The organism is Priestia sp. P1_B12_1 (assembly GCF_056406695.1).
In genome coordinates, this window is the sequence record NZ_JBFTZR010000003.1 from 396,997 (window position 1) to 411,470 (window position 14,474).

13 protein-coding genes and 1 riboswitch are annotated in these 14,474 nt (G+C 39.2%); of the genes, 2 read left to right on the top strand and 11 right to left on the bottom strand.

Annotated features, from left to right (window positions below; translation table 11 throughout):
- Positions 1 to 28: 28 nt before the first annotated feature.
- The 3 genes from AC1D0Y_RS13040 to AC1D0Y_RS13050 form a co-directional block, all read right to left on the bottom strand.
- Positions 29 to 1,363: a sodium-dependent transporter gene (locus tag AC1D0Y_RS13040; protein WP_098249835.1), complete on the bottom strand. Its 1,335-nt coding sequence runs from the start codon at positions 1,361 to 1,363 to the stop codon at positions 29 to 31.
- Positions 1,364 to 1,539: 176 nt separating this feature from the next.
- Positions 1,540 to 1,722, bottom strand: a complete 183-nt coding sequence (locus tag AC1D0Y_RS13045) for a hypothetical protein (RefSeq protein ID WP_013056847.1) — start codon at positions 1,720 to 1,722, stop codon at positions 1,540 to 1,542.
- A gap of 302 nt (positions 1,723 to 2,024) precedes the next feature.
- Positions 2,025 to 2,771: a TspO/MBR family protein gene (locus tag AC1D0Y_RS13050; protein ID WP_060745764.1), complete on the bottom strand. Its 747-nt coding sequence runs from the start codon at positions 2,769 to 2,771 to the stop codon at positions 2,025 to 2,027.
- Between the two features lie 226 nt (positions 2,772 to 2,997).
- Positions 2,998 to 3,095, top strand: a riboswitch (TPP riboswitch).
- A 95-nt stretch (positions 3,096 to 3,190) separates the two neighbouring features.
- Here AC1D0Y_RS13050 and tenA point away from each other — a divergent pair.
- Positions 3,191 to 3,880, top strand: a complete 690-nt coding sequence (gene tenA / locus AC1D0Y_RS13055) for a thiaminase II (RefSeq protein WP_013056845.1) — start codon at positions 3,191 to 3,193, stop codon at positions 3,878 to 3,880.
- A gap of 28 nt (positions 3,881 to 3,908) precedes the next feature.
- On the opposite strand, the gene AC1D0Y_RS13060 is transcribed toward tenA, so the two are convergent.
- Genes AC1D0Y_RS13060 through AC1D0Y_RS13070 form a run of 3 tightly spaced genes read right to left on the bottom strand, consistent with a single transcriptional unit; the run spans position 3,909 to position 6,417 of the window.
- A complete protein-coding gene (locus tag AC1D0Y_RS13060; protein WP_098249837.1) occupies positions 3,909 to 5,309 on the bottom strand; it encodes an aldehyde dehydrogenase in 1,401 nt (466 codons plus the stop codon).
- A gap of 13 nt (positions 5,310 to 5,322) precedes the next feature.
- Positions 5,323 to 5,625, bottom strand: a complete 303-nt coding sequence (locus AC1D0Y_RS13065) for an ArsR/SmtB family transcription factor (protein ID WP_477707684.1) — start codon at positions 5,623 to 5,625, stop codon at positions 5,323 to 5,325.
- Positions 5,626 to 5,637: 12 nt separating this feature from the next.
- Complete coding sequence (locus tag AC1D0Y_RS13070; protein ID WP_028408699.1) at positions 5,638 to 6,417, bottom strand: SDR family NAD(P)-dependent oxidoreductase; 780 nt, start codon at positions 6,415 to 6,417, stop codon at positions 5,638 to 5,640.
- A gap of 308 nt (positions 6,418 to 6,725) precedes the next feature.
- On the opposite strand from AC1D0Y_RS13070, the gene AC1D0Y_RS13075 reads away from it, so the two are divergent.
- Complete coding sequence (locus AC1D0Y_RS13075) at positions 6,726 to 7,958, top strand: helix-turn-helix domain-containing protein (RefSeq protein ID WP_477707685.1); 1,233 nt, start codon at positions 6,726 to 6,728, stop codon at positions 7,956 to 7,958.
- A gap of 74 nt (positions 7,959 to 8,032) precedes the next feature.
- Here AC1D0Y_RS13075 and AC1D0Y_RS13080 read toward each other — a convergent pair whose 3' ends face one another.
- The 5 genes from AC1D0Y_RS13080 to AC1D0Y_RS13100 form a co-directional block, all read right to left on the bottom strand.
- Positions 8,033 to 9,520 (bottom strand): FAD-dependent oxidoreductase, encoded by a 1,488-nt coding sequence (locus AC1D0Y_RS13080; protein WP_217598797.1) that lies wholly within the window; start codon positions 9,518 to 9,520, stop codon positions 8,033 to 8,035.
- Between the two features lie 116 nt (positions 9,521 to 9,636).
- On the bottom strand, positions 9,637 to 10,227 hold the full coding sequence (locus AC1D0Y_RS13085; protein ID WP_477707686.1) for a superoxide dismutase family protein: 591 nt from the start codon (positions 10,225 to 10,227) through the stop codon (positions 9,637 to 9,639).
- A gap of 188 nt (positions 10,228 to 10,415) precedes the next feature.
- On the bottom strand, positions 10,416 to 10,901 hold the full coding sequence (locus AC1D0Y_RS13090; RefSeq protein WP_016763933.1) for a YusW family protein: 486 nt from the start codon (positions 10,899 to 10,901) through the stop codon (positions 10,416 to 10,418).
- A gap of 116 nt (positions 10,902 to 11,017) precedes the next feature.
- Complete coding sequence (locus tag AC1D0Y_RS13095; protein ID WP_477707687.1) at positions 11,018 to 12,400, bottom strand: aspartate kinase; 1,383 nt, start codon at positions 12,398 to 12,400, stop codon at positions 11,018 to 11,020.
- Positions 12,401 to 12,595: 195 nt separating this feature from the next.
- Positions 12,596 to 14,467, bottom strand: a complete 1,872-nt coding sequence (locus AC1D0Y_RS13100) for a PTS fructose transporter subunit IIABC (RefSeq protein ID WP_013056836.1) — start codon at positions 14,465 to 14,467, stop codon at positions 12,596 to 12,598.
- Between the last annotated feature and the right edge of the window lie 7 nt (positions 14,468 to 14,474).

Here is a 14,474-nt window from a genome sequence, read left to right on the forward strand (position 1 = left end):
AAAAAAGCACTCAGATGAGTGCTTTTTTTTAATATGCAACAAGTAAGCTTAATAGAACAGCTATAATAATAATAGGCAATACGTATTTAACTAGAAAGAACCATGCGTTGAATAATTTAACACCTTTTGTACTTCCTGAAATAAACTCTTCATACACGGCTTCTTTTTTCATTTTAAATGTCACAAAAATCGCAATGGCTAAACTTCCAAGAGGCAGCATTAAGTTGCTCACAAAAAAGTCAGCTACGTCAAATATACTTCTGCCAAAAAGTGAAACATGTTTTAGTACACCAAACGAAAGCGCTGATGGGATACCTACCACAAACACAAGAATCCCTGATAAAGAAGCGTAGCGAGTTCGTTTTGTCTGATCGTCTTTGGTTAAAGCAGCTACGATAATTTCCAGAAGTGAAAAAGCAGACGTAAGCGTAGCAAATAGAAATAAAATTAAAAACAGTGCTAAAAAGACGGTACCAAACGGCATTTTCTCAAATACTGTTGGCAAGACCACAAACAAAAGTCCAGGTCCTTCAGTTGGCTTTAATCCAAACGAAAAAACGGCTGGAAAAATAGCCAAGCCCGCCAGCAGCGAAACAAACAAGTTCAAAATAGCAATAGTGCCAGCTGAACGCGTCAAGCTTACTTTTTTCCCTAAATAAGAGCTATATGTCACCATGCAGGATAATCCCACGCAAAGCGAGAAAAACGACTGACCGAGCGCATAGAGAACAGATGACCCTGTAATGGCTGAAAAATCCGGTTTTAAAAAGAACTTTACTCCGTCCATTGCTCCGTCTAATGTTAGAGAACGCACCACGATAATGATAAAACAAATAAATAACAGCGGCATCATGTATTTATTAGCACGCTCTATTCCTTTTTGTACGCCTTTTGAAATAACAAACACTGTAATTAATAAAAACAGCGCCTGTGCACCTAATACTACATAAGGTTGGCTAATGACGGCATTGAACAACGCGCCGTACTCTTTTCCGCTTAGCATACCGGTTACACTCATAATCGTATATAAAATCACCCAGCCGCCAACGACGCTGTAAAAGGAAAGCAAAACGACACAGCTTAGTACTCCCAGCCTGCCAATCCATACCCAAGCGGATTTTGGAGCAATTGCCTTATAAGCACTAATCGCTTCTTTTCCCGTATGTCTTCCAATGATAAATTCTGCCAACAGAAGCGGCAATCCAATAAAAATCGTAAATAAAATAAACAACGCAAAAAATGCTCCACCGCCACTGGTTCCCGTTACGTATGGAAACTTCCATATCGCTCCTAGACCAATTGCTGCCCCAGCAGATGCTAAAATAAAACCGAGGCGTGAAGACCACTGATTTCCTTTACTCATATAATGTTACTCTCTCCTCTTCTAAACTCAAAACTCACCTGATTAGTACTGTACCATAAATGCAGAAGAAAATCATTCCCGTTTTACTTTTTTCTATAAAACGATATCTATATAGAATAGAAAAAATGAAGAAGCAGCTGCTTCTTCATTTTAAGGTCGGTGTTTCTATTCAAAATTTATTCTCTGTACGATGATTCATCTCCACGGTAGGCTTCTTGATTTGAAATTTCTTCAATATGCATATGCCCTTCTCTCTCTAAACGAAGGACCGTACGCTCTGCATCTTCATAGCTCTCGCACGTCACTTGTTTATATTCCATATCATCTTTATCTGTGTAAGCGACTAAATATGTTTCCATTTTAACTCCTCCTATATAACCTGTATGTAACGTATGTTGCCTTTTTCGTTTATTTCTAAACATATAGGCTCCAAACATAAAGCCTAGCATACTATAGTAGCGGAACTTCAATTTAAAAAAGTTGAATTTTTCATTATGCACCGATGCAACATGGAGGTTACACTTATGACATTTATTTTATCATTCGTACCAATTGTTGTTCCTTTTGGTATTTTAATTAGCTTAATTGCTTTTACAGCTGCTTTTTTACAATCAAAAGAGCATCATAAAAAGCTCTAGCTTACAAAAGCTAGAGCTTCTTTTTAAAAACGTCTATAGCGTTTAATCAGTCCCACAATAATGGCAATTGCTAATAAAACAATCGAAATAATGACAGTCATGACAATTGGCTGATTTCCACTTTGCTTCACTGCAATGGCAATATAAGCCCAAATAAAAACAAGCGGATAAACAGCGTCTCGGTTTTTTAATGTAAACATGATGCCCAGCACAGCTCCTACCAGCAGCATAATAATCGTCCATGCTAACTCGTTTAAGCCAAGCAAGTGCTGTATTCCATTTGCTTGAAATACGACAAACACATTGACAATAGTCGCAACAGAAATCCATCCAAGATAAAGCGAAATTGGCAGACGCATAAACCATGTCGTCATTCGAGAATGCTGAATAATGGAATACACAATCATTAATGTGCCTAGAATAAAGAGCATAACTAAAAGAGATAACTTATAGTAATCGTTTTGGAAAATAAAGATCCACGCACTATTTAACAAACAGTTTAGAAAAAACCAAATGCCGATACGTGCATATATTTCCTTTTGATCTTCTCTTGCAAAAAATTGGCGTATAACCCAAATGGTTAATAATAAATAAATAACGCCCCAGATAGCAAAGGCATAACCAGCTGGTGTAAACAACGTAGGAACTTGCGCAGAAGCTTCTCCCGTTGTTTTGCCTCCTATTGGAATGGCATTTGCTAAATAATTCACAAGCAGTGTAATAGCCAAGCCTACTGTATTTAATACAGCATACAAACGAAATTTCGCCATTTTGTTCTCTCCTTTCTTCTATTTATATGGGAGTGTTTCGGAGACGAAAACGGCTCTTCCCTTCATTAATACCTCTTCTTCCCTAAAAATATGCATTTTTAAACAAAAATGATTAAAAATAGCTTTAAGAAATTTCCTCTTTAAGAAAGAAAAGCGGTTAGCACACAATTTCCCATAACGCTTTCTATTTTTCAGAATATATGGTAAGTTAAACTTAGATTAATAGGAAGTCCACTAGGGGTGCCACCGGCTGAGACAAGTTTTCTTGATCCCTTTGAACCTGATCTGGCTCATACCAGCGTAGGAAAGTGGCAATGTTCAGTTTTTTACTGTCCTTTGCCACTCCGTTTATAAACGGAGTGTTTTTTATTTCCTTTATGTGCTTGTTTGTGACTTCCTCATATTAAAGGAGGATTTTGATGTCATTTTCATCTCAATTAAGACAAGAAGCAAACTATATTTACGAAGCCATTTTTAACCATCCTTTTATTAAAGGAATTGCTGAAGGAAACGTGCCAAAAGAAGCGCTTATTCACTACGTTTCTCAAGATTACGAATACTTAACAGCATTTGTTCGCATTTACGGCGCTGCTTTAACAAAATGCCGCACGCGTACCGAAATGGAAGCCTTTAATGCCGGCATTTCTACGGTATTACATAGTGAAGTACATCCTCACAATAATTTTTGTGAAGTAGCAGGCGTACGTTATGAAGACCTTCACACTGAGACGCTTTCACCGACGGCCAGCCACTACATTAACCATATGACAAGTGTTGCGCATACAGGCAGCTTAGCAGAAATCATTGCAGTGCTTCTTCCATGTCCATGGACGTACGTTGAAATTGGCCAGCGCATTACAGAACAAGTAAATCCATCTCCTTCTCATCCTTTTTATGAATGGATTCAGTTTTATAATAATGAAGAAATGAATGGCACAACACAATGGTTTTGTAACAAGCTTGATGAACTCGCCGAACAAGCGACTGAAGAAGAACGTAACCGTATGAAAGATCACTTCATCAAAAGCTGTGAACTGGAGTATTTATTTTGGGAAATGGCATATACCCAAGAAAAATGGCCGCTTTCTCAGCTTTCCCTTTCAAAATAACGAAAAAGCCTCCTATCAGGAGGCTCTTTTATTTCAATAGTTTTTTGATCATTTTCAAGCTTTGTTTTTCCGAAGGATAGCGGAATGACAAATCAAACTTGGTTGTTTGAGACAGCATGCTTTTAAAATGAGTGAATGTCTGAAAGCTGTCTTTTCCATGATATTGACCCGTGCCGCTTTCTCCCACTCCGCCAAACGGCAAATATGGCGTAGCGATATGCATAAGCGTATCGTTTATACAGCCTCCTCCAAATGAAAGGCGCTCCGTTATGACGTTTTGCACATCTTCACTTTCTGTAAATAAGTAAAGAGCTAACGGCTTAGCTTTTTCTTGAACTTTATGAATGACTTCGTCTAGTGTTTCATATTCAATCATAGGAAGAATAGGCCCAAAGATTTCTTCTTGCATAACGTCTGATGTCCAGCTTACTTCACTTAACACCGTAGGTTCTATTGTTAGCGTGTCCTTATTGTACCCGCCTCCAACTATAGCATTTCCGTCTTTTAAAAACTCAACTAGCCGAGTAAAATGACGCTCACTGACAATACGGCCGTAGCGGTCGCTTTCAAGTGGATTACTACCGTAAAATTGAGAAATTGCTTCGCGAAGTTTCTCTACAAGCGGCGCTTTCACTTTTTTATGCACGAGCAAATAATCAGGAGCAACGCACGTCTGGCCTGCATTCATCCCTTTACCAAACATAATTCGCTTCGCTGCAAGATCTAGGTTTGCGTCTTCATGTACAATGCACGGACTTTTTCCGCCTAGCTCAAGCGTGACGGGGATAAGCTGCTTCCCTGCTTCTTGCATAATAATTTTCCCTACATTTACACTTCCCGTAAAGAAAATATAATCAAGGGGCTGTTTTAAAAGCAGACTTGTCGTGTCTACAGCCCCTTCAACCACCGTCACAAATGCTGGGTCAAAAGCTTCAGCCAGTAATTCTTGTATAACGCGAGATACGCTAGGCGTTAGTTCAGAAGGTTTTATAATCGCCGTGTTTCCAGCGGCAATCGCTCCCACTAAAGGAGACAGTGCTAATTGAAACGGATAGTTCCACGGAGCAATAATTAACGCAACTCCATACGGTTCAGGAACAATTTTCCCTTTAGAGCCCACATGTGTTAAAGCGGTTTTTACTTTTTTAGGCTTCATCCATTTTGCTAAATGTTTAAGCGTAAACCGAATCTCCTCTAGTAAAATCCCGATTTCCGACGTGTAAGCCTCTACTTCAGATTTATTTAAATCTTGTTTTAAAGCATCCATAATTCTCTGCTCATTTTGTTTGACTATTTCTCTTAGCTTATTCAGCGCTTGAATGCGGCTGCTGATACTCTTTGTCTTTTGCGCATAGAAATACTGCTTTTGTGTAGAGACAATATGCTCAATGACCGTTTCATCTGTGATATAAAATTGCTCGTGGTTCATCTTTTTCATCTCCCTATAAACATTCGCTTTCAACTGTAGCAAGCAAGTTTTTTAATAGCTCAACTGCCTCATTTAAAGCTAATGAATAATATCTCTGCGTTCCTTTTTGCTCAATTTGCACAAGCTTTTGATCGCGTAGAATTTTTAAATGATGAGAAATTGCCGGTCGTGATAGCGCAGACTCCTTTGCAATTTCATTTACGGTTAAAGGCTCTTTTTCCGCGAGCAGCAAAATAATATCTTGTCTTGCTGAATCACTTAGCGCCTGAAAAATAGGAATGCTGGCACGAAATAACTCGACTGCTTTTTGACTCATATAGATTCTCCTTTATTTAATTTCTTGTGTTCTGCGGACAACGGATGTAAGCCACTTTCTTGGCACGAAGCGCGGGATGAACGTAGCGAGACGAAACTGCACTCCTGGTACGATAACCGTCTGCCCTTTCATAAATTTTTTATAGCCAACTTTCGTTACTGTTTCTACATCCATTGCACCGCTTTGAAAAAGCTTGGAGTTGCTTAGCTGGGCTCGGTCGCTAAAACCAGTTTTAGTTGGCCCCGGGCATAGAGCGCTTACCGTTACATTGGTACCTTTTAATTCATTTTCAAGGGCCTCTGTGAAAGACAATACGTACGCTTTTGTTGCGTAATACACCGTCATAAGCGGACCCGGCATAAATGCAGCAACGGACGCAATGTTCAAAATCTTACCTTGATTTCTTCTGACCATATCCGGTAAAAATAATTTTGTTAAATGAGTTAATGCTCGAATATTTAAATCAATCATGTTTAACTCGTCGTCTAAAGCTGTTTCAATAAATTTGCCGTATAGTCCAAAACCAGCATTGTTCACTAAATAGTCAACGTGTATTTTTTTATTTTTAAGTTCTTCATATAGTGACTGTATCTCTTCTTCTCTTGATAAATCCTTTACAACCGTTATCACGTCAATATTGTAAGTAGATTTTAAATTCTCTCCAATCGCTGTTAGTTTATCAGCGCTTCTGGCAACTAAAATTACAGGATGCCCATCCTTTGCGAATTGATAAGCTAACTCTTTACCTATTCCTCCCGACGCACCGGTGATGAGCGCATAATGCTGTGACATAGTGTTCACTCCTTATGTTTATATGTTCAAGAACTTAAACATTTAAACTTATCTTATAGGATTCATTTTTTCCCGTCAACTGTTTTCTATACTCTTCTTTTCTTTTATGTTTTCCATTTTTGCCATTTGCGCATTTCTGTACATTTTTTTACAAAATATGCGTTTTCTTTACATAGAAGGCTAATGTCGTCTAGTTTTGACAACCTTTGTCACCTAGCAGGAAAACAAGTGAAGATATGGTGAATACAACATACAACAAATAATCCATTACATAGTTGGATGAAAATAGATAAGGGAGGAAATGAAAAATGATGGAGACATATACAATTAAAAAAGTAAGTGATCAATTAGAGGTAGAAAAGAAAACGCTAAAACAATGGGAAAAATTGTTGGGCAGCTATTTAACAATTGAACGAGTAGATGGGGCCCGTGTCTATACAGAGGAACAAATTGAATTATTTAATGATATTAAACAGCTGTTTGATGAACAATGTACGTTAGATGAAGTCAAAGAATACGTTCAGCTGCTGATAAAAGAACAAGAAGAACAGGAGCATTTAGTGATGGAATCAGAGGCAGCGATTTCAAAAGAAGAAGAACCGGCAAAGTTGAAAACTGCTAAAAAAGAAAACGTCATTGATTTTCAAGAACATTCCAATAAACAAATGAAGCAAGAAAAGAAAAAAGCTGCTGAAAAGCAGGAAAGCATTTCAGAAAATAAGCAAGAGAAGACCCCTCCTATACCTGAAGCACGATTAGCTACTGAAGAAGAAAAGCAGGCTATTTCTGCTTCTATTGAAGAGCCAAAACCAAACGACCTTGTCGTGAATGAAAAAGAACTGCTTCAAGGGGAATTAGTAGAAGCTGTTCGCCGCTATGAAGATGTGTTTGAGGTACTTGATACATTTAAAGCTGATTTGTTAAAAGAAATGCGGGAAGGTATGCGAAATGAAGTTCGCGAAGAAATTGTCGGAGAAGTAAAAAGAGAGCTTGAAAAAAGTGCTACTCAAACTGTAGAAATGGTGGAGTCGGTCGGGGCATACATCTCTGAGTCTTCAGAACGCAGCGCAAGAGATGTAGAGAATATGTCTAAAAAAATTATCCGTTCTAACGAAAAATCGTTTGATGAAGTCACTTCTTTGATTGAAGATTATTCAACAATCGCTGAAGAGAAAACCGAGGATATGCGCCTGTTCATGAAAGATGTCATGGAGAATGCGGATGAATCCTCTAAAGAAATGCAGTATTTATTAGACCGATTCTCAAGCAATTCCACCGTTGCGATGAATCAAGTAAAATTTATGGTTGAAAAATTAAACAATTCTTCAACTAATACGACAGAAGAGCTTCGTGATTTAATTGATTCAATGAATGAGGAACGAGTCTATTATTTAAAAGAAATGGAGAAAGAACGTAAGCTTCATCGTCAAAGCGTAGCTGAACGCGAAGAGATGTTTAGTGATTTTGTCCAAACCTTTAGACAAACCGCCGCTGCTGATATGAAGCGAAAAAGGAAGTGGTGGAAGCTGTTTCTCTCCTGAAAACACCGGCCCTATGGTAATAGGGCCGGTGTTTTTTAATAGTATGAACAATAGTAGTTTGTATGTAAGAAATGTTAAGGTAACGCGTGGCGATGAGACGTTATACTTTGAAAAACATGATAGCCGCTTACCGATACGCCTATAGTTCCTGCTCCTGGAAATACTGTATCTCCGCATAACCACATTCCTTCTAAGCCAGATCGATGCGAAATGCTGTTGAACAAGGCATGATCTAACGTTTGCGGAAAGCCTCCCACTCCGCCGCTTGGGCGAGAAGTGAACCTTTCCCATGCTTTAGGAGCTCCCGAAATTTGATGCTCTGCTTTTTCAATGCCAGGAATAATGGTTTTAATGCCTGCTACCATTTTTTTTTCAAGAACTTGTTTTTGAAGATCATAGGCTTCTTTGGTACTCCACTTGCTAAGATCAATGTGAGTAGACGCTGTAATTGTACGCTTGCCTTGAGGCGCTCGAAAACGATCGTCAGGATGAGAGACTGAGAGAAATAAATGATTTCCTTCCGTCATTTCCCCTTGTTCGGATTGAAGTACTTGCTGAAACAACTCTACCTTTTGCGGCAGATCTCTTTCATCAATCGCAAAATACATCGAAAACGTTCCCCACTGCGGAAGCTCGCTTTTTTCTTTTGCCCGCTTATGAATATGCTGGTAATCTTCATCATGCAGCAAAGACTTTAAGCTTTGAACCGGCGCGTTGCATACAACGTCTGATGCACGGTAATGGTTACCTCTATGATCATGCACGATCCACCCGTCATTATCACGCTCTATCTTTACTACTTTCCTTCCTAGAATCGTTTTTCCTCCGCTGGCTTTAATCGATTTTTGCAGCGCTTCTGCGACTTTGTATAAGCCGCCATTCACATAAAAAGCACCTTCGTGATAAATATCTAACGCTAAACATCCAATAAGCATTGAACAGTTCTCACTCGTTGTCTGCATGCTGTCTATTAATTGACCATCAACAAAATGAAGAAAGTCCGCTTCGTCTAGCAAGCTGTGTTTTTTTAGTAAATAACTAAACGATTGATGAAAATAAGGCAACAGCTTCACAGAACCAAAATTCAACGAACTTACCAGCCTGCTCCACTCACCGACTGTTAGAGGAGGAAGAACCGGCAGAGACTGCATAAGCTTGCGAATTTCTTTTGCAATTCTAAAAACATTTTCATAAAAGCTCCTAATATTTTTTGCTTTATGAGGAAATTGTTTTTGAAGATAGGAAATATGCTGATACCGGTCTTGATAATAAATCAGTGTACGATGAGGAAGATGAACTTTCATGATTTTCTCAAGAGAAACCTTTTCAATTTCTAGGCCAAGGTACGTGCCGATTCGCTCATGTATCCCTCCGTGCTCAAATCCCATTCCAAGCGTCGCCCCAACAGGAAACGTATACAAATGACGCTGAAATTTCCCTGCACAGCCTCCCCATTCTCGAGAAGCCTCTAAAACCGTCACTTCATAGTCATGTTTAGCTAAAAGCGCTCCCGCTGTTAAACCACCTATTCCTCCGCCTATTACGACAACTTGCTTATGCATGTTTTCACCTTCTTTAGCTCTTTCTTCTATTGTGCAAAAAAAAGAAGCTCACCGCAATTTAGAAGCGGCTCGTTACTGAAATAAAAAAGCCGTGAATGATCTCACAGCTTTTTGGCTTATTTTGTAATCACTCCACAAACAATCCGATCTCCTGAGTTTCCTGAAGGATCCGTTGTGTAATCGTCGACTTTATCATGTATCACTAATGCCGATCCATCCATATCCAAAAGAGAATTCGGCTTTCCTTCTTGCAGAGTGACAAGAGAAGCAAAAATTTCTGTATCTACTTCGCCATTTGGAGCAACTTCTAGATTGGGCAAATCACCTGCATGCGGGCCTTTTGTATTTTTAAAGCCGTGTTCACGTTTAAAAGGATTAAAATGGGCACCCGCTGTTTTAAAATCCGGCACCTCACATTTTCCTATTTCATGAATATGAAATCCATGTCTCCCCGGTGAAAGACCTTGAGCAGTTAATTTAATGTGCACGCCGTTCTTTGCTTCTGACAGGGTAGCCTCTCCTACTTTTTTACCCGATGTATTTGTTAAATCCACTTTAACAGGTTCTACCGATACTTCGCTTGTTTCTTTTGCTTCCTCTGTTTTCAGGTGGTTTTCATGAGCGTTATTTTGCTCTTTTACCATGCTGCATGCTCCTAACAATAACAGAACAAAGACTACGCATCCGTTCATTATCAACTTTTGCATCCGTGATTCCTCCTTTTTCTTATTTATCACCATCCTTTCACTATTTTCCTTTTTTTAGACATCAAAAATAAGATTGAGACATACGTTCACCTTACCAATGAAAAAATCCGAACGAGTTGGATTCTTAATGAAGAACCTCGATTCATCGTTCGGATTTTCCTTCAACTAAAATACTTTGCTTTAACGTCTTACTTCTGTTTAAAGTTGTATTCTTTTTCCGTTCCGTTTGAAAAACGAACTTCTAATTCAAACGACTGAAAATCTTTTTTTAGACCAAACGCATCGATTACTTCTTTTTTTACATCTTCATCGGGCGTGCGCTGATCAAAATTTAACTTTTTAAATTTTGAAGATAATTTATTAAAAGCTTTGTCTCCGTTCAAGTGCTCATCGTTAATATTATCATCCACTTTGGCTTCTATCTCATCATTTTCATTTTCGTAGTCGGCTTCATAATCATTGTTGAGCCCCTTATAGTCTACTTCTAAATCAAATTTTGAAAAGTTAAAAGATGTGTTTTCGCTTTGATTATCATAGCTCATCGGCGTTCCGCCATTCGTCACGCCTTGTTTATTTTGAGCTTCTTTTGCCGGCGCTGCATCATCATTGTGGCACGCTGAAAGCACGCTAATACTTATAAGGGAAAAGAATATGAAAAAGGGTCGTTTCTTCACTGTATTTCCTCCTTTGACTTCACTCTTCCTTCCCTTTATGTCCACAAATTTGATTTTTATACGCCTTCACTAGAAAACCCCGCTCTCTAAAAAGAAAGCGGGGTTTTTCGTCTTGTTTATTTTACATTCGAATAAGAAATACTGTACATGCTGTTAAAATACGTATTGTAAAGAGCTTGAACAGCACGGTCTAAAGCATCTGCTTTCACACCAAACATCATGCTCACCTCAGAAGAACCTTGGTTGATCATTTCAAGATTTACTTCAGCACGAGCAAAAGCTTCTGTAGCTTTTGCAGCAATTCCTACTGTGCTATTCATTCCTTCTCCTACTACCATAACCATAGCAAGATCACGTTCAATAAAGATTTCATCTACTTCAAGTTCTTTTTCAATTCGAGCAAATACGCGCTTTTCCACATCTGGCGTAAGCTGATGCTCGCGCATGATGACAGAGATATTATCAATTCCTGAAGGGGTATGTTCGTATGAAATACCTTCATCCTCTAAAATTTCAAGTAATCTTCTGCCAAAACCAATTTCACGGTTTAATAAGTATTTGCTCACGTGGATGTTGCAAAAACCTTTATCCCCAGCGATTCCAACTACCGGTGTATCGCCGTGAGGACGCTCAGCTACAATGAATGTGCCCTTTGCTTCCGGATTATTTGTATTCTTTACACATACAGGAATGCCTAGTTTATAAACCGGCTCCAGCGCTTCATCATGGAAGACAGAAAAACCTGCATAGGATAGTTCACGCATTTCTCTGTATGTTACTTCTTTCATTTCATGAGGCTTTTCCACAAGTCGTGGATCTACGCTGTAAATAGCATCTACGTCGGTAAAGTTTTCATACAAGTCAGCTTTTACTCCTGCTGCTACAATTGAGCCTGTGATATCTGACCCACCGCGCGAGAACGTAACCATGTTCCCTTCTTCAGAGTAGCCAAAGAATCCTGGAATCACCAAAATGCCCGAACGCTCTCTTAGCTGCGGTAATTTTTCATAAGACAGTGGAAGCACTCTTGCTCTTCCGGGTTCATCAGAAACAAAAATACCTGCTTCTTTTGGATTTACATAATGAGCTTCAAAACCTAAATGGTTTAAATAAGCAGCCATTACCTTTGCGTTATTATCTTCTCCACTTGCTTTTAGGCAGTCTAATAAGCGAAATGGACCGTTTTTATGTAAATCAATAAGTGATTGTAAACTCGTAATAATGTCAGTAATAATCGTTTCTGGCATAGACAAGTCCACAACGATTTCACGATAGCGATCAATTACTTGCCCAAACTCATCGACGTAATCTTCTCCAAGCTGTATTTTGGCAGAAAGTGCGATTAGCAAATCTGTCATTTTTGTATCTTCTCCGTATCGCTTACCCGGAGCTGATACAACCACCAGCTTTCTCTCTTTATCAGACGTTACAATATGCGCAACCTGTTTAAATTTCTCTGCGCTTGCAACTGAACTCCCGCCAAACTTCGCAACCTTCATGTGTGAGACACTTCCTTACTTTGTTTTTAATATTCGATTATTGTACCATATTTTATCAAGTAGAAAAGCTCATCTATCTAACTTTTCTAAAAATTAAAGGAATACTACCGTAATTGTACTCCCATAAAGAACAAATGTCTACCAGAAAAACACAAAAAGACTGATTTTACATCATGTAAAATCAGTCTTTATTTGTTATTCTGCTTTTGGCTTTTTTAATACGCCTACAAGGACCGCTGTTACAATTGCACCAATTAAAATTGCTAGTGCATATAAAAGAGGATTTCCTTGTACAATTCCGATAACGAATACGCCGCCGTGTGGTGCTGGTAAACCGATGTGGAACATCATTGTTAAAGCACCTGCTACTGCAGCACCGATAACCGATGCCGGAATCACGCGGCCTGGGTCAGCTGCTGCGAATGGAATCGCACCTTCTGTGATAAATGAAAGACCCATTACATAACACGTTTTACCTGTTTCACGCTCTTGGCGAGTAAATTTATTTTTGAACAAAGTTGTCGCAATGGCCATACCTAATGGTGGAACCATACCGCCTGCCATAATCGCTGCGTGTGGTGCATAGTTTCCAGCATCAATCATTGCAATACCAAATGTAAAGGCTGCTTTATTAATAGGACCACCCATATCAATCGCCATCATACCGCCTAAGATAATACCTAATAATACTAAGTTACCTGTACCAAATCCACTTAACCAGTGCGTTAATCCTTTGTTAATTGCACTAACTGGCTCATTTACAACATAAAGCATAATCAACCCTGAGATAAAAATCCCAAATAGCGGATAAAGAAGAACTGGCTTAATTCCATCAAGCGCTTGCGGCAGGCCGCTGAATAATTTCTTTAACCCCACTACTACATAACCTGCTAAGAAACCAGCGATTAAACCACCTAAGAAACCGCCTCCGCCAGAAGCTGCTAAAAGACCTGCAACCATACCGGGAGCTAAACCTGGACGATCAGCAATACTCATTGCAATAAATCCTGCTAGTACTGGTACTAGTAAGAAGAATGCATTATCTCCGCCAATTGTTTTTAGCGCCGCTGCAAATGCATTGTACGTCGGATCTTTCGGTTCTGCTGAGTGAATGCCAAACATAAATGAAATAGCAATTAAAATCCCGCCTCCTACAACAAACGGAAGCATTGCGGATACACCGCTCATTAGATGCTTGTAAAACCCTGTACGCTCTGATCCTTTACTTTCTCCGCCTTCTTTGCTGCCACCGCCGCCGCTGTATACAGGAGCGTCTCCTTTTAACGCGCGGTTAATTAATTCTTCAGGCTTGCGAATTCCTTCAGCTACGGGAACTTGAATGACTTTTTTACCTGCAAAACGTTCCATTTCTACTTGCTTGTCCGCTGCAACGATAATAGCGGTAGCGTTTTCAATTTCTTCCTTCGTCAACGCGTTTTTAACCCCGCTGGAACCGTTTGTTTCAACTTTTAGCGTGACATTCATGTCTTTCGCTTTTGCTTTTAAGCTGTCCGCTGCCATATATGTGTGGGCAATTCCCGTTGGACAAGCCGTTACAGCAAGCACTAATTGATCTGAAGCTGTATCTACTTCCTCTTCCGGCGCTTCATTTTCTGTTTCTTTATCATCAATTGCTTTAATGACTTCATCAATTGATGATGCTGTTAGCAACGTTTTTCGGAATGATTCGTCCATTAATAACGTAGACAAACGAGATAGTGTTTCTAAGTGAGCGTTATTTGCGCCTTCACTCGCTGCAATCATGAAGAATAAGTGTGCAGGCTGTCCGTCTAATGATTCATAATCGATACCTTCTGTTGAGCGTCCAAATGCAATGGCCGGTGTTTTTACCGAGCTTGTTTTCGCATGCGGAATGGCAATGCCTTCTCCAATTCCCGTTGTACTTTGAGATTCACGATTTAAAATTGCTTCTTTATAGCCAGCTCGGTCGCTTAAGCGACCAGCTTCGTCTAATTTTCCAACTAATTCATCAATAACATCAGCTTTTGACGTGCTTTTTAAATCAAGAATGATTGTATCTTTTTTTAATAATTCAGTAATTCTCATTCTCGTT